Source organism: Acinetobacter sp. LipI_15 (assembly GCF_058242865.1).
In genome coordinates this window covers 2,263,791-2,284,874 of record NZ_JBZAYN010000001.1, presented here as the reverse complement: position 1 = coordinate 2,284,874, position 21,084 = coordinate 2,263,791, and the positions used below count along the sequence as shown (strand labels likewise).

The following is a 21,084-nucleotide window of genomic DNA, read 5'->3' as shown; positions in this document are numbered from 1 at the left end:
CTTAATAATGGCAACCGAAATTAAAGCACCGGTATTCCCAGAGTCAGTTGCTGACGGTACAGTTGCAACTTGGCACAAACAACCAGGTGAAGCAGTATCACGTGACGAAGTGATTTGTGATATTGAAACAGATAAAGTTGTTTTAGAAGTTGTAGCTCCTGCTGACGGTACGATTTCTGCAATCGTTAAAAACGAAGGCGATACAGTTCTTTCTGCTGAAGTGATTGCGACTTTTGAAGAAGGTGCTGCTTCTGGCGCTGCTCAAACTCAAGCTGTTCAATCAGAAGAGAAAGTAGAACAAGCTGCTGCGCAAACTCAAGCGGGCGCTGCTCCTGTTGTTGAACGTGCTCAACCTGTTGCTGATCAAGCTCCTGCAGTGCGTAAAGCATTGACTGAGTCTGGCATTGCTGCTGCTGACGTTGCTGGCACTGGCCGTGGCGGTCGCATCACTAAAGAAGATGTTGCAAACCATCAAGCTAAACCAGCTGCTCCTGCTGCTGCGCCATTAAGCGTTGCTGTTGGTGAACGTATCGAAAAACGTGTTCCTATGACTCGTCTTCGTAAGCGTGTTGCTGAACGTCTACTTGCTGCAACTCAAGAAACTGCAATGTTGACTACGTTCAACGAAGTAAACATGAAACCAATCATGGAAATGCGTGCGCAATACAAAGATGCTTTTGAAAAGCGTCATGGTGCACGTCTTGGCTTCATGTCATTCTTCGTTAAAGCAGCAACTGAAGCACTTAAACGCTACCCAGCTGTAAACGCTTCAATTGATGGCAATGACATCGTTTACCACGGTTTCTACGACATCGGTGTTGCTGTATCAAGCGACCGTGGTCTAGTAGTTCCAGTTCTTCGTGATACTGACCGCATGAACTATGCTGAAGTTGAAAATGGTATCCGTGCATACGCTGGTAAAGCGCGTGATGGTAAATTGGGTATCGAAGATATGACTGGCGGTACATTCACTATTACTAATGGTGGTACTTTCGGTTCTTTGCTTTCTACACCTATCTTAAATACGCCACAAACTGCGATTTTGGGTATGCATAAAATCCAAGAACGTCCTATGGCTGTAAATGGTCAAGTTGAAATCTTGCCAATGATGTACTTAGCGCTTTCTTATGACCACCGTCTAATCGATGGTAAAGAAGCAGTAGGCTTCCTTGTAACAATCAAAGAATTGTTAGAAGAACCAGCTAAGCTAATCCTTGATCTTTAATACTTCAGAATAATGCAATGGGCTTAGAGCGATCCTCTTAAGCCCATTTTTGGAGATACACATGTCTCAATTTGATTTAGTTGTTATTGGTGGCGGTCCTGGTGGTTATGAAGCTGCTATCCGCGCTGCTCAATTAGGCTTTAAAGTAGCTTGTATTGAAAAACGTATTCATAAAGGTAAACCATCTTTAGGTGGTACTTGCTTAAACGTGGGTTGTATCCCATCTAAAGCATTACTTGATTCATCTCACCGTTATGAAGATACCGTTCATCACTTAGATGACCACGGTATTACAACAGGTGAAGTGAAATTTGATCTTGCAAAATTGCTTGATCGTAAAGACAAAATTGTTAACCAGTTAACAATGGGTATCGATGGCCTACTTAAAGGCAACGGTATCGAATGGTTAAAAGGTACAGGTAAATTACTTGCAGGTAAGAAAGTTGAGTTTGTATCTCACGAAGGTGAAACTCAAATTTTAGAACCTAAATATGTAATCCTTGCATCGGGTTCTGTGCCAGTCAATATTCCAGTTGCTCCTGTAGACCAAGACATTATTGTTGACTCTACTGGTGCGCTTGAGTTCCCAGAAGTGCCTAAACGTCTTGGCGTAATCGGCGCGGGTGTAATTGGTCTTGAACTTGGTTCAGTATGGCGTCGTCTTGGTTCTGAAGTTGTTGTATTTGAAGCAATGGATGCATTCTTGCCAATGGCTGATAAAGCTTTGGCAAAAGACTACCAAAAAGTATTGACTAAACAAGGCCTTGATATCCGTGTTGGCGCTAAAGTTGCTGGTACAGAAGTCAATGGCCGTGAAGTTACTGTTAAGTACACTCAAGGCGGCGAAGATAAAACTCAAACTTTCGATAAATTGATCGTTTGTGTGGGCCGTAAAGCATATGCAGAAGGTTTATTGGCTGAAGATTCAGGCATTAAACTCACTGAGCGCGGTCTAGTTGAAGTAAACGATTGGTGTGCAACTTCAGTTGAAGGTGTATACGCAATTGGTGACTTGGTACGTGGTCCAATGCTTGCACATAAAGCAATGGAAGAAGGCGTAATGGCTGTTGAGCGTATCCACGGTCATGCAGCTCAAGTGAACTATGACACTATCATCTCTGTAATTTACACACACCCAGAAGCGGCGTGGGTTGGTTTAACAGAAGAGCAAGCGAAAGAAAAAGGCCACGAAGTTAAAACAGGTCAATTTGGTTTCGCTGCAAATGGTCGTGCAATGGCTGCTGGTGAAAACGCAGGCTTTGTTAAGTTTGTTGCTGATGCGAAGACAGATCGTCTACTCGGTATGCACGTGATTGGACCTGCTGCGTCTGACATCGTACACCAAGGCATGATCGCACTTGAGTTCGTATCAAGTGTTGAAGACCTACAGTTAATGACTTTCGGTCACCCGACATTCTCTGAAGTCGTTCACGAAGCTGCACTTGCAGTCGATGGGCGTGCAATTCACGCGATTCAGCGTAAACGTAAATAAGATGTAAAAAGAGCGGCTTAGGCCGCTCTTTTTTGTTTCAGATGGTTGTTTTAATTTGAATAATCATCTAAAAATAAAGATAAGAAATATTTTAAGATTTAAAAAGGTTAAAGCTGCTTTGACGGATGTCTGGGCTTTAATGGGTCATAACAAAGCGAAAAAAGAGTAAAAGGTTGTTCAATGAATCTACACGAATATCAAGCTAAAGCGTTATTAAAAAAATATGGTATGCCAGTCCAAGAAGGCGTATTTGTAACTACCGCAGAAGAAGCAGTCAAAGCTTTTGAGCAACTGGGTGGTAAGTTTGCGGTACTCAAAGCCCAAGTGCATGCAGGTGGTCGTGGTAAAGCAGGCGGCGTTAAAGTCGTAAAATCTGCACAAGAAGCCACTGATTATGTGAACCAAATGGTCGGCTCACGCTTAGTCACTTATCAAACAGATGCATTAGGTCAACCCGTCAGCGGTATTTTGGTATCTGAAGATGTTTATCCAGTAGAGCGTGAATTGTACCTAGGTGCTGTAGTTGACCGTTCTAGCCGTCGTGTGACCTTTATGGCATCGACTGAAGGCGGTGTTGAAATTGAGAAAGTTGCAGAAGAAACGCCTGAAAAAATTATTAAAGTTGAAGTAGATCCTCTAGTGGGATTGTTACCATTCCAAGCACGTGAAGTGGCGTTTGCTTTAAACCTAAAAGATGGTCAAGTGAATCAATTTGTCAAAATCATGTCTGCGGCTTATCAAGCATTCATTGAAAATGATTTTGCTTTATTTGAAATTAACCCGTTATCCGTACGTGAAAATGGCGAGATTTTATGTGTGGATGCAAAAATTGGTATCGACTCAAATGCTTTATATCGCTTACCAGAAATCGCAGCACTACGCGATAAAACGCAAGAAAATGAGCGTGAGCTGAAAGCATCAGAATTTGATCTGAACTATGTTGCCTTAGAAGGCAATATTGGCTGTATGGTGAATGGTGCTGGTCTAGCGATGGCAACCATGGACATCATCAAGCTATATGGTGGTCAACCTGCAAACTTCCTAGATGTAGGCGGTGGCGCGACCAAAGAACGCGTAATTGAAGCCTTTAAAATCATTTTGGCGGATAGTTCTGTGCAGGGTGTATTAATTAATATTTTTGGCGGAATTGTACGTTGTGACATGATTGCTGAAGCAATTATTGCAGCGGTTCAAGAAGTAAATGTGACTGTACCTGTGGTTGTTCGTCTAGAAGGGAACAATGCAGAGTTGGGTGCAAAATTACTTGATGAATCAGGTTTGAAATTGATTTCTGCAAATGGCTTGGCTGATGCTGCAGAAAAAATTGTTGCTGCGGTAAAAGGCTAAGGGAGTAGAGATCATGAGCGTATTAGTTAATAAAGACACCAAAGTATTGGTGCAAGGTTTTACCGGTAAAAACGGCACATTCCATTCTGAACAGTCAATTGCTTACGGCACAAAAGTGGTCGGTGGGGTGACTCCGGGTAAAGGCGGCACACAACATTTGAATCTGCCCGTATTTAATACCATGAAAGAAGCAGTGCGTGAAACGGGTGCAACGGCAACCTCGATTTATGTACCTGCACCATTTGTCCTAGATTCAATTATTGAATCGATTGATTCAGGTGTTGAGCTGATTGTGGTGATCACTGAAGGTGTGCCGACACTCGATATGCTAAAAGCTAAACGTTACCTAGAAACCTATGGCAATAACGCACGCTTAATTGGGCCAAACTGTCCAGGGATTATTACCCCAGGTGAATGTAAGATCGGTATTATGCCGGGGCATATTCATCAGCCAGGTAAAATCGGCATTATCTCGCGTTCAGGGACATTAACCTATGAAGCTGTAGCGCAAACTACGAAGTTGGGTCTAGGTCAGTCGACTTGTATCGGTATTGGGGGAGATCCAATTCCGGGCATGAACCAAATTGATTGCTTAAAGCTGTTCCAAGATGACCCTCAAACTGAAGCGATCATCATGATTGGTGAGATTGGTGGTACAGCAGAAGAAGAAGCGGCTGAATATATCCAGTCGAATGTTACAAAGCCTGTTGTTGGTTATATCGCGGGTGTAACTGCACCTAAAGGTAAACGTATGGGGCATGCAGGGGCAATCATTTCGGGCGGTAAAGGCACAGCTGAAGAGAAATTCGCTGCCTTTGAAAAAGCGGGTATGGCTTATACCCGTAGTCCTGCTGAATTAGGTTCGACCATGTACGAAGTGCTGAAAGGCAAAGGTTTGGTTTAATCGCCATACTTAAACATCAAAAGAGAATCTTCGGATTCTCTTTTTTTTTACGCAAAAAAAAGCGTATTTCAGCCGCTATGCAAAAGCCATAAGGGCATGGCTATGTGTTCTGCTTTGGGGTGCAGTGACGCTGCATAAACGGATGGAATATTGGTTGTTCAATAACTATGAAATGTAAAGAACACATAATAATCCGAATATGTGATGATTGCGGGGATGGTCATAGGTTTATGATTTTTAAAAATAATTTCGTATAGCGTGCAGTATATTGATTTTAGGGAAAATAACTAATTTAATTGAGATTTTTAATGGATCTTTATCATCAAAGAGCTTTTTTACTTGGATGAAGCCTAATATTTTCAATAGAAATTATTTTATTTGTAATTTTCTCAAGCCTTATACAAAGGATGGTAGATCAGGAATATGAGAAGGGGGAGCTTTAAAATTGGTGAAATTTGCTATCTCAGTGATGAAATTTTTTTAAGAAAATCTACATGAGCATATACATCTATAGTCAGCTATTATTTTTTAATTGATGGTTTGAAGTGCAAAAACCTTGTTAGGCCCTATTTTCAATTTAATAAGCAATTTCCAAGTTTTATAAAAACAATAGATAGAACAAAATGTTATCGAGCTGAATATATAGAAGTAAATATCTTATTCTGTAAGATGAGAAGGATATATCAATTAATTGATTTTAAATATTTTGTTTCATAATTTTATGCTGTTTGCTCTATAGCTTCTAAATGAGTATTTTATGAAATACGCCATTTGTTCATTGATTTAACATCAGGCTGTGATGCGAAATATAAATGTCAGAAACCATTAAAAGCGCTCTGATAAGACAGAAAATGTTGTTCATTTCTTTGGGAGATTGTATGCCCATAAGTACAAGTATCTAAGCCATAAAAAAGCAGTGCGGACACTGCTTTTTTAATTCATTTAGAATGTGTTGCTCAAGCAATCACTTCTGAATAAAGAGATTTGATGGAGCCCTATCTCAATCAAAAACTTAGTTTTTGCTGGTTTTTAAGCTCTGAGTTAAACCGTTAATATCGCCACCTTGGATACCAAGTTCACTCATCAAGCTATCAATTAGTGGGGCCTGGCTGCGGTAGCGTAAGGCACTATTCACCACTTGGTCTGATAAGGCAACATTGCCGCTGCCTTCGTGGTGAGCATCACCTTGGCAAGAACCTGCATGACCACCATTTAGACCATTTACTTGCAAAATCTTAATGTCATCAATGTTTTCCATTGGTTTAACACTTTCGCGAATGATTTCTGGTAAGTATTTCAGCATCGCTAAACGAATTTGCATTTCAACCTGTTCAGATGACAATACGTTGTTTGCTTCGTTCACTGCACGTGTACCTTCAGCATCAACTTGGTATTGTTTTTCCATCGCTTGAGCCAAGAGAACTTTTGCGTCAGCTTCACCTTTGGCTTTTAAGCGAACTTTTTCAGCTTCGGCTTCAGCTGCAATACGAATCGCTTCTGCATCATCTGCGGCTGCTTGTTTACCCGCTTCAGCCGCGACAGTAATGGCAATCGCATCTTTCTCCGCTTTTTCTTTCGCAGAGACCAATTCAACAGCTTTTTGACGTTCAGCTTGTTGGATTTGACGAACGGTAATGACTTCTTCTTCGGCTTTTACCGCTTGAGCACGGGCTTGATCGGCATGCGCTTTAGCTTCAGATTCAGCACGAGATTTTTCTGCAATAGCAATGGCACGGTCTTGCTCAGCCAACTCAATGGTTTTCTTTTGTTCCACTTGGGCTTGCTGAATAATTTGTGACTTTTGAATATTTTGATTTTCAACGTCACGTGCAGCAGTAATACGCTTTAAGTCAACTTCACGTTCAGCAGCAATACGCGCTTCTTCGGCTTCACGTTTTTTCGAAGCTTCTTGTGATGCAATTTCTGCAAGCTGTTCTGCACGACGAACTGAAATTTCACGTTCTTGTTGCAGTTTTGCATATTCTTCTTCACGCAAAATTTGTAGACGTGCTTGTTCTGCTTCTAAGTTCTTGGTCTTAATCGCAAGATCTGCATCTTGTTCAATCGCATTACGTTTACGACGACGGTCTTCAATGGTTTCTGTCAGTTTAGTTAAACCTTCAGCATCGAACGCATTTTGTGGGTTAAAGTATTTAAAGCCTGTTTGGTCTAAGCCAGTTAATGAAACAGTTTCAAGTTCCAAACCGTTTTTATGTAAATCTTCAGACACCACTTGCTGAACTTTTTGTACGAAGTCGACACGTTTTTCATGCAACTCTTCCATCGCCATTTCTGCGGCAACTGCACGCAATGAGTCAACAAATTTTCCTTCGACCAAATTCTTTAACTCATTTGGCGACATGGTCTTTTGACCTAACGTTTGTGCTGCGGTAGCAATCGAATCTGCGGTTGGTTTCACACGGACATAGAACTCCGCCATCACGTCGACACGCATACGGTCACGTGTAATCAGCGCTTGGTCATCTGCACGGCGTACTTCAAGACGTAGGGTGTTCATATTGACTGGAATAATTTCATGCAGCACAGGAAGCACAATAGCACCGCCACCTAAAATCACTTTTTCACCGCCGAAGCCTGTACGCACAAATGAAATTTCTTTACTTGAGCGACGATAAAGTCGAGCAATAATAAAACCAATAAAAATAAGTGCGGCAAAAATTATCCCGACTGAAACAAGGATACCGCTTGGAATAATGTCTAACATGGACGTTTATCTCTTTTGTTGTAGTTCAAGCTAACCCTCTAAAGTGCTAACAAGTTTGGTTTAAAAATCAGTATTTTGTTGACTCATCATGACTTCGAGATTTACAGAAGGAATGACGCGTTAAATGTATTTATATGGTGTTAGAAGAACTGATCGAGCATCAATTCATTCAAAATTTAGAGCATGGTGGCTTGAAAGCCTACATTTGTTTTTTGGGTTAAAACCACTGATTGACCTTGGCTGAAAATTTCATCTTGTTCAGGTTCAACCAAAATATAATGGGTCAATCCGTGTTGATCTTTGACTTTGGCTTGAGCAGGAGACTGGGGTCGTGCATCACCCAAAATGATCGTGGCCGTTCTACCGATCAATTCATCACTATAAATGGCAGTGGTTTCATCTTGGGGTAAAATACGGGCAATGAGCATTGCGCTAAAACGTACGAAGGGCATGCACAGAAAAATACAGGCTGGTGCAATAATCCATGCACTGAACATCATACTGGTCATTTGGTTAACGATGGCTTGAATAGCAAAGCCCAATAAACTATAGACACATAAGAAAATGATGAGCCATACAAACAGTGGAATACGACCCAAATACAACCAATCGAGCACACGTGTCACGATACCTGCATCGGCATCTACACCTAGCTCTGCATTATGACCAACATCCTCAGGTAGGAATTGATCTAAGAAGCCTTGAGAACCACCCCCTAAAATTGTTAACACAATCTCAAAAAGTCCAAACAAGAACATTAAACAGAGACTGATGCTAAACACGATATTAGACGGGTGAGTAAACAATTCCCACATTATATTTATCTCTATATTTATGCTTATAAAAAATCAAAAAAAAATAATTCTGGCTGAATTTTTTTCAGTAAATAAAATAACATTATCTGTCGAAATTGTGTAAAAAAATTACAGATCAGATTAACAAAAAGTCGGCTTTTATGTGAGCTATTACTAAGTTTTTCTTTAAAAATAGGTGATCAATTAAGTCAGGATTATCTAAATCTAAAGTTAATAGTATTTCTGCTTTACCCATTTAAGATTTAAGTCATTGTGATCAATCAAATTTTCAGTCTAATTGCAGATATATAAGTGGTCGTGCTTAACGGAGAAAAATGGCTTGTTAAAAGGCACAGAAAACAATGTTAGGAAATGTAAATTTATAACCGTCACGGCAGTGCTGAGAGCTTTACCGTGACTTTCGATGTCATATGGAGATTTGAACTGGTGTTCAAAAGAGCTATTTTTAGGTGGTTTTAACCGTTTTTATAACAATGAAGTTTGAATGCGTACTTTCATATCTAAAGCCGCTTGAACAATAAAGGTTTTCATCCACTTCACTTGTTCGCCCATCGGATTGGTTTTAATCGCAGTGTCTAAAAAGCCCATGCTTTCAAGTTGAAACAATTGCTTTTCGATCTCTTCTTCTAACTGGGTGCTATTGGCTGCGAGCGGGAAATGGATTAAGTGAAATGCTTTGGGAAAATTATAAAAAGCATAGAGCAGATTAAATGCGCGTTGATCGGCCTTTAAATTGCCAGCGCCAATTTCGTAGCCGCGATCTTGGTTACTGTGAGTCACCCCAATCAAAAATTCGAGTTTATTGTCCAAAAGTCGTAGGCCGAACTGAAGGCCAATTTGGTCAGCACTCAGCTCATGTTGGATAAAGTTATTCAGCGGGCTGCCGTCATCATTTAAGGCTTCTTGGAGCACAAGCATGTGTGAAGAATGCTGATAAATATAGCCAGCAAGACCTGCTGCTTCAATCAGCGACTTTAAGGTTTCAAGCGTATAGTGACTATATGGCATATCAATAACTATTGGAGAGTGATATAGCTACTTTAGGTAATTTGAGCGAGTTTGAATACCGATTGTTTAGAGGATTTAGCGATTAGTTAATCGATAAAAAATTGCGTAAACTTAGGGATCTCGGACTAGAATAATAATGAAATTGATAAGCCTATCGTATTAAATTAATTAAAATTGATAAGCAGTATCAGACAATTTGTATATGACGAATAAGAATATCAATATCACAAAACAAGCAATCGTTATGAAAGCTTAATCACTATAATGTATATATATCTTTAAAAGTGTAATAAGTACACATATTCTAAGCTGGTGTTGTCCATGTCATTAAATGAGGAAAGACTTACTCATCTTAAACAGCTTGAAGCTGAGAGTATTCATATCATCCGTGAAGTTGCTGCTGAGTTCGAAAACCCAGTCATGCTGTATTCAATCGGTAAAGATTCAGCGGTCATGCTGCATCTTGCTTTAAAAGCATTCTATCCTGCCAAACTTCCATTCCCACTACTGCATGTAGACACGGGTTGGAAATTTAAAGACATGATTACTTTCCGTGACAACATGGCAAAAGAGCATGGCTTTGATTTGATCGTGCATCAAAACAAAGAAGGTAAAGATGCAGGCGTGAATCCGTTCGATTACGGGAGCTCAAAATATACTGATATCATGAAAACTCAAGGCTTAAAACAAGCACTTGATAAATATCAGTTTGATGCGGCTTTCGGTGGTGCGCGCCGTGACGAAGAAAAATCTCGTGCCAAAGAACGTGTTTACTCATTCCGTGATACCAAACATCGTTGGGACCCTAAAAACCAACGTCCTGAACTTTGGAATCTTTACAACGGTAAAGTGAACAAAGGTGAAAGTATTCGTGTGTTCCCATTGTCTAACTGGACTGAGTTGGATATTTGGCAATACATCTACCTCGAAAATATTAAATTGGTTCCTTTGTACTTGGCTGCTGAACGTCCAGTGGTTGAGCGTAACGGTACACTGATCATGGTTGATGATGAGCGTATGCGTTTAAACGAAGGTGAAGTGCCACAAATGAAATCGGTGCGTTTCCGTACTTTAGGTTGTTACCCACTTACAGGTGCGGTTGAATCAACTGCAACAACTTTACCGGAAATTATCCAAGAGATGCTTTTAGCCACCACATCTGAACGTCAAGGCCGTATGATCGACCATGATGAAGCAGGTTCGATGGAAAAGAAAAAGCAGGAAGGTTACTTCTAAGAATCTCATAATCTCCCCCTAACCCCCTTTGTACTAAAGAGGGGGAACTCCCGAGAAAGAACGGAGTAAAGTCTCCCTTTCTTAAAGGGAGATTTAGAGGGATTAAAAAGATTCAGAAACCGATTTCAAAAGAATATGTGGAGCTTTGAGCAATGTCTCATCAATCAGATTTAATTAGCCAAGACATCTTGGCGTATTTAAAACAACACGAAAATAAAGACCTTCTACGTTTCCTCACTTGCGGTAACGTGGATGATGGTAAATCGACTCTAATTGGTCGTTTACTTTACGATTCAAAATTGATTTATGAAGATCAATTGCAAGCCGTGACTCGTGACTCTAAAAAAGTCGGTACTACGGGTGATGCGCCTGACTTGGCTTTACTTGTAGATGGTCTGCAAGCGGAACGTGAGCAGGGTATTACCATTGACGTGGCTTACCGTTATTTCTCTACAGAAAAACGTAAGTTCATCATTGCTGACACCCCAGGGCATGAGCAGTACACACGTAACATGGCAACTGGTGCGTCGACTGCCGACCTTGCGATCATCTTGATTGATGCGCGTTATGGCGTTCAAACGCAAACTCGTCGTCACTCATTTATTGCGAGTCTTTTGGGTATTCGTAATATCGTGGTTGCAGTGAACAAAATGGACTTGGTTGAATTCTCTGAAGCGCGCTTTAATGAAATTCAAGCAGAGTACAACGAGTTCGTAAACCAATTGGGCGACCGTAAACCTGCGAACATTATCTTCACGCCTATTTCTGCGTTGAATGGTGATAACGTTGTAAACAAATCGCCAAATACGCCGTGGTACCAAGGTCAGACTTTAATGGAGACTTTGGAAACTGTTGAAATTTCGCATGATACGAGCAAGCACGAATTCCGTTTCCCTGTTCAATATGTCAACCGTCCGAACCTCGACTTCCGTGGCTTCTGCGGTACGATTGCACTTGGTGAAGTAAAAGTTGGCGATACCATTACTGCATTACCATCTGGTAAGTCTTCGACTGTTAAAGAAATCGTGACTTTTGACGGTAACTTAGACAATGCTGTTGCAGGTCAAGCGGTAACACTTACGTTAAATGATGAAATTGATATTTCACGCGGTAACGTGTTGGTTAAAGCAGGCGAACAGCCATTAATTTCACGTTCTGCACGTGCCTCTGTGGTATGGATGACAGAGGCGCCTTTAGTGGTTGGCAAACTGTATAACGTGAAGTTTGGTACACAAACTATTCCTGCCAAAGTTGCGAAAATTAACTACCGTACCAATGTAAACACATTGGAAAAAACGGAAGTTGAACAGCTTGAACTGAATGCGATTGCAGATGTAACGATTGAGTTTGATGCGCCAGTGGTATTTGACCGCTATCAAGACAGCCGTTACACAGGTTCATTTATCTTCATTGATCGTTTAAACAACGTAACTGTTGGTGCGGGTATGGTTGAATCTGCGGTTGAATGGACTGCACACAACGAGCCTGTAACTGCTGAAGCGCGTGCTGCACGTTTAGGTCAAAAACCTGCTGCGGTAACTGTGACTGCAAAAGCCCTTGAAAATGCGCAAGCGATTGAAAGCTTGTTGATTCAGCAAGGTGTGGTTGCGATTGCGAAAGCAGGTTTAACTGTAGAGCAAGTTGCACTAGTTCGTGAAACTGGTGTGGTTGTGATTACAGATGCGACTGAAGGCACTGATGTGACTTACACAGTAGATACCGCTGAAGAAGTTGCTGAGAAAATTGTTGAGTTGGTTCGTCTGTAATAGATTGAATTGATTTAAAAAAAGACCCGCTTAATGCGGGTCTTTTTGTTGAAAAATAAAAATATAAAATGAATAATGTATAAAAATTGTGCATTGGTAATTTTATGTTTAAAAGTTTACGGTTAAAGAATTTTAGAAATTTTGAAGAAATTAATATAGAACTAAAAGATAAAAATATTATTTTGGGTTTGAATGATGTTGGTAAAAGTAATTTATTACATGCCTTAAGATGGGTTTTTGATAAGAAATTGAGACTAGAAGATATTCATTCAACAGATTTTCACAATAAAAATGATAAAGAACCAATTGAAATTGTTATAGGATTGGATATTTCTCAGGATGAGAAGGAGGATGTACAAAAACTAAAAGCCAAAGCACATGATGCTGTAACAAAGGAAGACTCTAAAAATTTTTATATTAAGTTGAAAATTGAAAAAAGAAAAGAAGAGGGTATTTTAAAAGAGTTTTATTGGGGAGATGATTTAAATGGTTTAAAAGAAATAAAAACGAAAGGGATAAATTATTTAATTTTAGATGATGTTTTTAGTGTTATATATATTCCATCACATGTTGAAACTATAAAAGTATTTAATGAAATCAAAAAGGAGATTTTGAAGGATATTGTTTCAACAGAAGATGACTTAAAAATAGGTAGTGAAATTAAAGAAAATTTTGAGAAAGTAAATGAAAATATCCAAAAGTTATCGTCGGTTGTGAAAATTGAGGATGAAATAAATGATAACTTACAGTTATTTGATGAAACTTATAAAGTAAAAATTACTTCACAGTCTGTAGTTGACGACTTATATAAACAACTTAAAATTTATACTATAGAAAATGACTATGATTATTTATACCCTACATCTGGAGATGGTAGGCAGAAAAAAATAATGTATGCAATGCTGCATTATTTTTTAGGAAAAGAAATTAAATCAAAAATTCCTTTGCTGATTTTAGAAGAGCCTGAGAATCACTTATTTTTAACTTCACAAATAGACTTGTCACAAACATTGTTTGAAGATTCTAATATAAAATATATTTTTTGCTCTAGTCATTCACCTGAACTTTTATATCATATAGGTATTGATTGTAATTTAATAAGGCTATATAGAAAACCTAATAAAACTGAGAGAATAACTGAAAGTAAATCTGCACAGATTGTAAAAGAATATAACGAATTAAAGAAGATGTATGCAGAGAGTTTAAGTAAAGGATATTTTGCAGACTGCGTACTATTGGTTGAGGGGTATTCTGAGAAACTTTTATGTGATGCAATTTTAAAGGCACAACTAAGTAGAAATCAATTCCAAAAAATATATGTACTACCAGTTTTAGGAACAAATTTTAAGCCTTATAGGAATCTTCTTATGAAATTAGGAATTAAAATAATAGTTCGAACTGATAATGATATCTATAAAAATGATATACATGGTTTAAAGAGGTGTTTAAGGTTAATTGGTGAAGAGATGGAAGATGATATTCCGGAATATTTAAAAGGAATTAAAAGTGAAGGTGAAGAAGTATTAAATGAAAAAAAAATTAAGCTATGTAAAGAATTTAGCCCAAGTATAGAAAGATTAAAGCTTGAGCATGATATTTATTTAGCTGAGATTGATTTAGAAAACGATTTATTAAATGCCTTGAAGGATAAGAAAATAACACATTGTTTAATTGGCGATGAACAGATTAATTTGCAAGATTTGAAGTCAGAACTTCAGGATAAAAAATGGCATAATATGTTTTTGTTTTTAAATCAAAATGAAAATCTATTTTCAATACTATTTAATGATTATAGATTCGAATTTCTAAAGGAAATAAAAAAATGTCTTCAATAGAATTTACTTTAGAACAAAAAAAAGTGTTAGATAGTGTTGATAATAACATAATTATATCAGCATGTGCTGGTTCAGGGAAATCTTCAACTTTAGTTGAAAAAGCTAATAGAGAATTAAGATTTAGTAAACCGTGGAAAAAAATAGTTATTCTTACATTTACAAATAAATCTAAAAGTGACTTGATCGGAAGAATTGAAAATACTTCAGTTTTGATTTCAACATTTCATAGTTTTATTTTTGAAAATATTTTTCCGTTTGATTTGAAAATCAGTGATCAATTGAAAGATATGTATAAAAATCAAGTTGATAATTATGATTCGTGGTTGGATGGGCTGTATAGTAAAAAATTAATTCTTGGCTCAAAAGGAAAAAATGATTTTGTTATGGAGCATGCAATAAAACTTTGTGAAAAGAAAAATGTTCAATCATTTTTGAAATCTAGATTTCATGCCATATATATTGATGAAGCTCAGGATAATAATATTCAGCAATATCAACTGGTTGAAATTTTTATCCAGCTTGGTATTAAGATTTTAATGGTGGGTGATGAAAATCAAACTTTGTATGAATTTAGGGGGGCTTCTACTAGTGCTTTTAATAAATATATTAATGATGAAAGATTTGTTAATTATGAATGGCTTTGTTGCATAAACATTCAAAAGCTGAGTTCTCCCCAATCCATTCAAATTTAAGACACAACTTGGGTGCGAGGTCTACCTAATTCCGTAAATCTATTCAGAACTGCCACACGCGCATGAATTTCATTGACCTGACTTTGAAAATGTCTTGCCGTCAGCCTATCACCTAATAATTTGATGCAATGCATCTTGGTTTCCACCAAACTACGACGGTGATAACCCGACCATTTTTTCCATAGGGTTCTACCTAAATGTTTAACCGTTTGAAGTAACTCATTTCGTTCTATTGAACTTATTTTAGAATCTTTCCAGGGCTTGGCATTCTTTCTGGGTGGAATTACTGCATGTGCTTGACGATCTGAAATCACTTTTCTGCAGCACTTCGTGTCGTACGCGCCATCGGTATAGACAGAATCTATTCGCTCATCTAGTGGAATTTGATCCAGTAAATCACCTAGTACTTGTGAATCACTGACATTATTTGTAGTAAGCTGAACGGCACGTATTTGCAGTGTTTCAGCATCTATACCAATATGCAGTTTACGCCATTGCCGACGGTATTCAGGCTGATGTTTTTTACGCTTCCATTCGCCTTCACCTAAAAACTTTAAACCCGTAGAGTCGACAAGTAGGTGTAACCCATCATGACTTTTCTGATAGCTTATCGCAATATCAATATGCTTTTGTCGTCTACAAAGGGTGGAGTAATCTGGTGCTGTCCAATTCAAGCCACAGAGTTTAATCAGGCTTTGAACAAAGCCAGTAACCATACGTAAAGAAAGACGGAATAGAGATTTGATCATTAAACAGCATTGAATCGCTGTATCGGAATAAGTTTGATTTCGTCCTTGCTTGCCTTGTGGTTGTGCATACCATTGCGTCTTAGGATCAAACCAGATTGAAATATTTCCTCGCTTGATTAAAGCTTGGTTATACGAGGACCAATTGGTTGTACGATAGATTTTAGGTGTAGGCTTCTTCATCTGGAAATTATATTACTGAAGAAGCCTTCAAGAATAGCTTTGTGCAACAAAGCCATTATGAATTAAAACGAAACTTTCGATGTCATCATATTATTAATGATATTGCTAATTCTTATAGTTTTCCTGAAACTCATGTACATCAGGATGGTATGGGTTATTTTGTTATAAGAATAGAACAATTAAACGCAGTTGTTGAAAAAATAAAAAACGAGTCAATAGTTTTTTTAAAAAAAACTAATTTTGATTTAATTGATTATGATGGTAAATTTTCTATCCTAAAGGAAATCTCTTTTTCACCTGATTTAGATGATATGGCTAAGAGGATTGTAATTTGCTTTTTGAAAATTAAATTCAAAGAAAATTATTATTTTTACAGTTTATTGGATGAATTACATATTGATGTTGATAAGTTTAATAAAAAAGAAGTTGATTTAATTAGATGTAAGGTTGAAAAGTATATTTTTGAAAATGATGATAATTTGGATGAAGTTTTCAGTTTGATCGGATTTTATGAGTTAAAGGATAAAATATATGAAACATATCGCTCATTAGAACAGTTAGTTGAAACAAAAAATTTTTTTCAAAATACTAATAAGCATGTAACTATGACCATTCACTCCTCGAAGGGATTGGAATTTGATAATGTTATTCTCAGAGTAGATGATTTATATCATAACGATAATTTTCAAAAGACTAATTACTATGTAAGCATGACTAGAGCAAAAAAAAGGGTATTTGTAATTTTTTAAAAACTAATTTAAGATATATCTTAATTAATCTTAAGGTGTATCTTTGCTATGTTAAATTCAGACCTTCTCGCACTAAGCGAAAGTCCTGTCAAAACCCGAAAACGCCTGTTTGAAGCAGGGCACATGAAACTATTGGTGCTGCATCTTATCTCCCAAGCGCCTAAGTTTAGTTACGACATCATTAAAGATGTCGGCGCAATCGTTGGCGGCGGTTACAGCCCAAGTACAGGTACGATCTACCCAACGCTCAACTATTTAGAAGAACAGCAGTACATCCATGCAGAACTAAATGCGGAAGACCGTAAACAATACAGCGTTACGCAGTCAGGCTTAGCGCATCTGGATGCCGAAAAAGCCACAGTAGAGAAAATTCTGTGTCGTTTTGATACCCGTAAGCAGATTCATAACAACGAACAATACGTCGACATCAAACGTGCGATGGAAAACTTAAAAGCATCACTGCGCATCAAAATTCAGCACTGTGAACTAACACCTGAACAGGTCTATGCCATTGCAGAAAAAATCGATCAGGCGGCAGTCGAAATCAGCCGTATGGAGGTGACACTATGAAACAGCATCAATATGAAATCACGCTCAAACACATTGCTGATGCGCAGGGCAATCCTTCGACTTATACCGAAGCGTTGCAGTTTAATGCCTACAACCATGATGACATGTTTAAGGTGCTGGAGCATTTGACCAAAGCGCAGTTATTAGATGATGAAAAGACCAAAGCCTTTGCTGTGGGTCTGAAACTGTTTGGTGAAACCTTGTTGGAAAATAAAGACCATCCTTTATTTAAAGATTTCATGCCGCATTTCGGCCAATTTATGAAAACACTAAAACAAACCGTAAAAGCCCAGAACGCAGCCCAAGACGAATAATAGGTATTTACAGATGAATCAACTCCCAAAATTTCATCCCAAACACATGACTTGGCTGATGCCTCTAATTCTGTCCGGCATTATGAGCGGTTCAATTTCCTGCTTTAATATGCTGATGAATAAAGGCTTAGTTGAAGGCTTTCTTGGTATTTGGCTGCGCGCTTGGGGTATGTCATGGATGGTGGCGTTCCCGCTCATTTTGATCGTGTTGCCATTGGTGCGTAATACGTTAATGAAGTTTGTACGCCTGCCGAATGAGTCTGCATCCAAATAAAAGGTACATCCGTTTAGTCATGAGTTGAATGTGACTGCATAGCATCTTGAATGATGGCTGTTAATTCAGTCAGCGATTTAACTCCTGCAATACGTTGAATGACTTGCCCGCGATAAAATACTAAGGTTGAAGGTAGTCCATAAACGTTATAGCGCAAGGTTAGTATCGGTGAGGAATCAATATTTACCTTGCCAAATTTGAGCTGTGCATGCTGTGCGGACATTTGACTTGCGCACTGCTCAAATACAGGGAAGTTCTGCACACAGGGCGCGCACCAGTCTGCATAGAAACGAATCACGGCAAAACCATCGAACCATTCATAGTCGCTGGCGTTATCTTCGTTATATTCAACAACCTGAACCATGTGCTGCCTATTATTAATTTGCTAAATAGTCAGCCAATTATACATAAGTCCATTGTTATTCAATCTGTATGCTTTCTATGTTCAAATAGTACATAGATAGATGAATAGTCAATAATTGAAAAGGAAAAACAATGTCACAGCAAAGCATGCAGCAGGTCATTATTACTGAACCGGGCGGTGTCGATAAACTGGCGTATGAAAGCGTTGCCATCCCAGATGCGAAAGCGGATGAAGTGTTGGTTAAAGTGCATGCCTTTGGTATTAACCGTCCAGACATTTTACAGCGTCAAGGTTTATACCCAATGCCGAAAGGCGTAACGCCAGTACCAGGTTTAGAGGTTGCGGGTGAAGTGGTTGCTGTCGGTGCTGATGTCACTTTGTTTCAAGTGGGCGATAAAGTCTGCGGTCTGACCAATGGTGGCGGTTATGCGGAGTATTGCGTGGTGCCTGAAAGCCAAACCATTCGTATTCCTGAAGGTGTCAGCTTTACCCAAGCAGCAGCAATTCCTGAAACATTCTTTACCGTATGGGCGAATGTATTCCAAATGGGTAAAGCCAAAGCAGGTGAAACGGTGCTGATACATGGTGGAACCAGTGGTATTGGAACCACGGCAATCATGCTGTGTAATGCCTTAGGCATGAAAACCTTTGCAACAGTCGGTTCAGATGAAAAAGTGGCAGCGATCTCTGATATCACGCATGCGATTAACTACAAGACCCAAGACTTTGAGCAAGTGATTAATGAAGCGACCAATGAGCAAGGTGTAGATGTTATTTTAGATATCGTTGGCGCACCGTATTTGGCGCAGAACCTCAATCTATTACGTCGTGATGGTCGTTTGGTCTATATAGCCTTCTTAGGTGGTGCAAAAGCCAAAGAAGTAAAACTGGGTCAAATCATGATGAAGCGTTTGACCATTACAGGCTCAACCATGCGTGCGCGTAATACTGCAGAAAAAGCAGAGATTGCCAAAGGCATTCAGGAAAATGTTGTTCCGTTATGGTCTAAAGGTGAATGCCTGCCAATGATTTACAAAACATTTAAGTTTGACCAAATTCAAGAAGCACATGCAGCCATGGATACAGGCGAGCATGTGGGTAAGATTGTGGTTGAAGTGATCTAAAGGATTATTTTTAAAACGCGATGTATTTGCAGGGTGTTTTAAAATAATTAAAGAGGGCAATGTCCCTCTTTTTTATTGTATTCCTATCTGATTTGACGCAGTAACATCAAAAGCACAATTTGATTCAAATAAAAGAATGATACGCGGTAAGGTCATCCGCAAGTGTATGAGACAGGGTTGTTTTTAATCAAAAATGTTTTTGCAATACTTTGAATAAGTAGACGCTAGTGAACGAGTTTTGTCGGTGAGGTGCATTGCACCGCAAGATGGTTTCCTTGCGAAGCTTCGCTTCTCATTTTGCCGAAACAAAAGTACCTCCAGCCGAAGGCTAATCCCTTTATTCAATCCCTAGATGTAAGACTCTGTCGAGTAGATTTAAATATCGGTAAATAATGTGAAATTACTTTTACGTGCGTAACATCTGTTGCTAAATTTTAGGCATAAAAAAACCAGCTTATCGCTGGGTTCTTTATTACACCATCTTCAGTAGTAGAAGAATGGTGCCCGAGGCCAGACTCGAACTGGCACGCTTTGTGGGCGGGGGATTTTAAATCCCCTGTGTCTACCGATTTCACCACTCGGGCTTAACAAGATTGGAGGCGGAGGTCGGAATCGAACCGGCGTACACGGAGTTGCAGTCCGCTGCATGACCACTCTGCCACCCCGCCATGTCTTGTTGATGCGTATATTAGCAAGCTCTGAAAAAAAAACAATAGCAGATTCATCTGTATGAGCATAAAAGCAGCATACAAGGTAAAAAATTTAAAATAATCATGTATTATGTGCAAAATTGATTCATATCATCACTTGGAGAAGTGCCGTGGCATTAGTTTTAGATGGTCGTGCATTGGCGAAGAAAATTGAAGCTGACTTGTTGACTCGCGTAGAAGCGCTAAAAGAGAAAACTGGTCGTACCCCAATTCTTGCGACTATTTTGGTAGGTGACGATGGTGCATCTGCAACTTATGTACGTATGAAAGGGAATGCTTGCCGCCGAGTTGGTATGGATTCATTAAAAGTTGAGCTTCCTAAAGAAACTACAACTGAGCAATTGCTTGCTGAAATTGAAAAATTGAATGCAAACCCTGATGTTCACGGTATTTTGTTACAACACCCAGTACCGGCTCAAATTGATGAGCGTGCTTGTTTCGATGCGATCTCACTTGAAAAAGACGTAGATGGCGTAACTTGCTTAGGTTTTGGTCGTATGGCAATGGGTGAAGCAGCATATGGTTCAGCGACTCCTGCAGGCATCATGACCATTTTAAAAGAAAACAACATTGAAATCGCAGGGAAACATGCGGTTGTTGTGGGTCGTTCTGCAATTTTGGGTAAACCAATGTCTGCGATGCTGCTTGAAGCAAATGCAACAGTGACTACTTGCCACTCACGTACTCAAAACTTGGCTGACTTTGTTAAACAAGCTGACATTATTGTGGGTGCGGTAGGTAAAGCTGAATTGATTCAAAAAGATTGGATCAAACCAGGTGCAGTGGTTGTTGACGCTGGCTTCCATCCACGTGATGGCGGCGGTGTAGGTGATATCCAATTGGTGGGTATTGAAGAAGTTGCTTCTGCGTATACACCTGTTCCGGGTGGTGTAGGCCCTATGACCATTACAACGTTGATTCGTCAAACTGTTGAAGCTGCTGAAAAAGCTTTAGGTTAATGTTGTCGGTTTTTCCTTCTCCCTCTGGGAGAAGGCTAGGATGAGG

General features: G+C 39.0%; 19 protein-coding genes and 2 tRNA genes. 14 read left to right on the top strand and 7 right to left on the bottom strand.

Features of this window, described 5'->3' with window-relative positions:
* Positions 1 to 7 precede the first annotated feature (7 nt).
* From odhB to sucD, 4 genes are all read left to right on the top strand, one after another.
* The gene (gene odhB / locus AC4CU0_RS10945) at positions 8 to 1,225 is read left to right on the top strand and encodes a 2-oxoglutarate dehydrogenase complex dihydrolipoyllysine-residue succinyltransferase (RefSeq protein ID WP_111884404.1); all 1,218 of its coding nucleotides are present in this window, start codon (positions 8 to 10) and stop codon (positions 1,223 to 1,225) included.
* A 61-nt stretch (positions 1,226 to 1,286) separates the two neighbouring features.
* Positions 1,287 to 2,717 (top strand): dihydrolipoyl dehydrogenase, encoded by a 1,431-nt coding sequence (gene lpdA / locus AC4CU0_RS10940; protein WP_168379217.1) that lies wholly within the window; start codon positions 1,287 to 1,289, stop codon positions 2,715 to 2,717.
* 180 nt (positions 2,718 to 2,897) lie between these two features.
* Positions 2,898 to 4,064 carry an ADP-forming succinate--CoA ligase subunit beta gene (gene sucC / locus AC4CU0_RS10935; protein ID WP_078192988.1) on the top strand — a complete coding sequence of 389 codons (1,167 nt, stop codon included), beginning with the start codon at positions 2,898 to 2,900 and terminating at the stop codon, positions 4,062 to 4,064.
* Between the two features lie 13 nt (positions 4,065 to 4,077).
* Positions 4,078 to 4,968: a succinate--CoA ligase subunit alpha gene (sucD, locus tag AC4CU0_RS10930; RefSeq protein ID WP_168379215.1), complete on the top strand. Its 891-nt coding sequence runs from the start codon at positions 4,078 to 4,080 to the stop codon at positions 4,966 to 4,968.
* Positions 4,969 to 5,980: 1,012 nt separating this feature from the next.
* Here sucD and AC4CU0_RS10925 read toward each other — a convergent pair.
* The 3 genes from AC4CU0_RS10925 to AC4CU0_RS10915 form a co-directional block, all read right to left on the bottom strand.
* Complete coding sequence (locus tag AC4CU0_RS10925) at positions 5,981 to 7,693, bottom strand: flotillin family protein (protein ID WP_180011015.1); 1,713 nt, start codon at positions 7,691 to 7,693, stop codon at positions 5,981 to 5,983.
* Positions 7,694 to 7,869: 176 nt separating this feature from the next.
* Positions 7,870 to 8,508 (bottom strand): YqiJ family protein, encoded by a 639-nt coding sequence (locus AC4CU0_RS10920; RefSeq protein ID WP_180007473.1) that lies wholly within the window; start codon positions 8,506 to 8,508, stop codon positions 7,870 to 7,872.
* Between the two features lie 465 nt (positions 8,509 to 8,973).
* Positions 8,974 to 9,516, bottom strand: coding sequence for a hypothetical protein (locus AC4CU0_RS10915; protein ID WP_111884395.1), 543 nt, complete (start codon positions 9,514 to 9,516; stop codon positions 8,974 to 8,976).
* Positions 9,517 to 9,837: 321 nt separating this feature from the next.
* On the opposite strand from AC4CU0_RS10915, the gene cysD reads away from it, so the two are divergent.
* From cysD to AC4CU0_RS10895, 4 genes are all read left to right on the top strand, one after another.
* Positions 9,838 to 10,752: a sulfate adenylyltransferase subunit CysD gene (gene cysD / locus AC4CU0_RS10910; RefSeq protein ID WP_078189893.1), complete on the top strand. Its 915-nt coding sequence runs from the start codon at positions 9,838 to 9,840 to the stop codon at positions 10,750 to 10,752.
* 152 nt (positions 10,753 to 10,904) lie between these two features.
* Positions 10,905 to 12,518, top strand: a complete 1,614-nt coding sequence (gene cysN, locus AC4CU0_RS10905; RefSeq protein WP_472584943.1) for a sulfate adenylyltransferase subunit CysN — start codon at positions 10,905 to 10,907, stop codon at positions 12,516 to 12,518.
* 104 nt (positions 12,519 to 12,622) lie between these two features.
* Complete coding sequence (locus tag AC4CU0_RS10900) at positions 12,623 to 14,353, top strand: ATP-dependent nuclease (protein WP_490743136.1); 1,731 nt, start codon at positions 12,623 to 12,625, stop codon at positions 14,351 to 14,353.
* Positions 14,341 to 15,045 carry a UvrD-helicase domain-containing protein gene (locus AC4CU0_RS10895; protein WP_490747082.1) on the top strand — a complete coding sequence of 235 codons (705 nt, stop codon included), beginning with the start codon at positions 14,341 to 14,343 and terminating at the stop codon, positions 15,043 to 15,045. The genes AC4CU0_RS10900 and AC4CU0_RS10895 overlap by 13 nt, the downstream gene beginning before the upstream one ends.
* On the opposite strand, the gene AC4CU0_RS10890 is transcribed toward AC4CU0_RS10895, so the two are convergent.
* Entirely contained in the window at positions 15,042 to 15,974 is a 933-nt protein-coding gene (locus AC4CU0_RS10890; RefSeq protein ID WP_004812228.1) for an IS5-like element ISAha3 family transposase, read from the bottom strand. The genes AC4CU0_RS10895 and AC4CU0_RS10890 overlap by 4 nt on opposite strands.
* Before the next feature lie 41 nt (positions 15,975 to 16,015).
* On the opposite strand from AC4CU0_RS10890, the gene AC4CU0_RS10885 reads away from it, so the two are divergent.
* Genes AC4CU0_RS10885 through AC4CU0_RS10870 form a run of 4 tightly spaced genes read left to right on the top strand, consistent with a single transcriptional unit; the run spans position 16,016 to position 17,881 of the window.
* A complete protein-coding gene (locus tag AC4CU0_RS10885) occupies positions 16,016 to 16,723 on the top strand; it encodes an ATP-binding domain-containing protein (protein ID WP_490747081.1) in 708 nt (235 codons plus the stop codon).
* A gap of 48 nt (positions 16,724 to 16,771) precedes the next feature.
* Positions 16,772 to 17,293 (top strand): PadR family transcriptional regulator, encoded by a 522-nt coding sequence (locus AC4CU0_RS10880; protein WP_490743135.1) that lies wholly within the window; start codon positions 16,772 to 16,774, stop codon positions 17,291 to 17,293.
* Positions 17,290 to 17,607 carry a DUF3861 domain-containing protein gene (locus AC4CU0_RS10875; protein WP_180011006.1) on the top strand — a complete coding sequence of 106 codons (318 nt, stop codon included), beginning with the start codon at positions 17,290 to 17,292 and terminating at the stop codon, positions 17,605 to 17,607. Before AC4CU0_RS10880 ends, AC4CU0_RS10875 begins: the two co-directional genes overlap by 4 nt.
* A 13-nt stretch (positions 17,608 to 17,620) precedes the next feature.
* Positions 17,621 to 17,881 (top strand): DUF2798 domain-containing protein, encoded by a 261-nt coding sequence (locus AC4CU0_RS10870; protein ID WP_111885646.1) that lies wholly within the window; start codon positions 17,621 to 17,623, stop codon positions 17,879 to 17,881.
* Positions 17,882 to 17,894: 13 nt separating this feature from the next.
* On the opposite strand, the gene AC4CU0_RS10865 is transcribed toward AC4CU0_RS10870, so the two are convergent.
* Positions 17,895 to 18,245, bottom strand: coding sequence for a thioredoxin family protein (locus AC4CU0_RS10865; RefSeq protein ID WP_180041690.1), 351 nt, complete (start codon positions 18,243 to 18,245; stop codon positions 17,895 to 17,897).
* A 131-nt stretch (positions 18,246 to 18,376) separates the two neighbouring features.
* Between AC4CU0_RS10865 and AC4CU0_RS10860 the strand changes: the two genes are divergently transcribed.
* Entirely contained in the window at positions 18,377 to 19,369 is a 993-nt protein-coding gene (locus AC4CU0_RS10860) for an NAD(P)H-quinone oxidoreductase (RefSeq protein ID WP_180116867.1), read from the top strand.
* A 498-nt stretch (positions 19,370 to 19,867) separates the two neighbouring features.
* Here the strand turns inward: AC4CU0_RS10860 and AC4CU0_RS10855 are convergent.
* Positions 19,868 to 19,953, bottom strand: a tRNA-Leu gene (locus AC4CU0_RS10855).
* 10 nt (positions 19,954 to 19,963) lie between these two features.
* Positions 19,964 to 20,037: transfer RNA gene (locus AC4CU0_RS10850), tRNA-Cys, on the bottom strand.
* A 152-nt stretch (positions 20,038 to 20,189) separates the two neighbouring features.
* Between AC4CU0_RS10850 and folD the strand changes: the two genes are divergently transcribed.
* Positions 20,190 to 21,038, top strand: a complete 849-nt coding sequence (gene folD, locus AC4CU0_RS10845; RefSeq protein WP_078192972.1) for a bifunctional methylenetetrahydrofolate dehydrogenase/methenyltetrahydrofolate cyclohydrolase FolD — start codon at positions 20,190 to 20,192, stop codon at positions 21,036 to 21,038.
* The last annotated feature ends 46 nt before the right edge of the window (positions 21,039 to 21,084 follow it).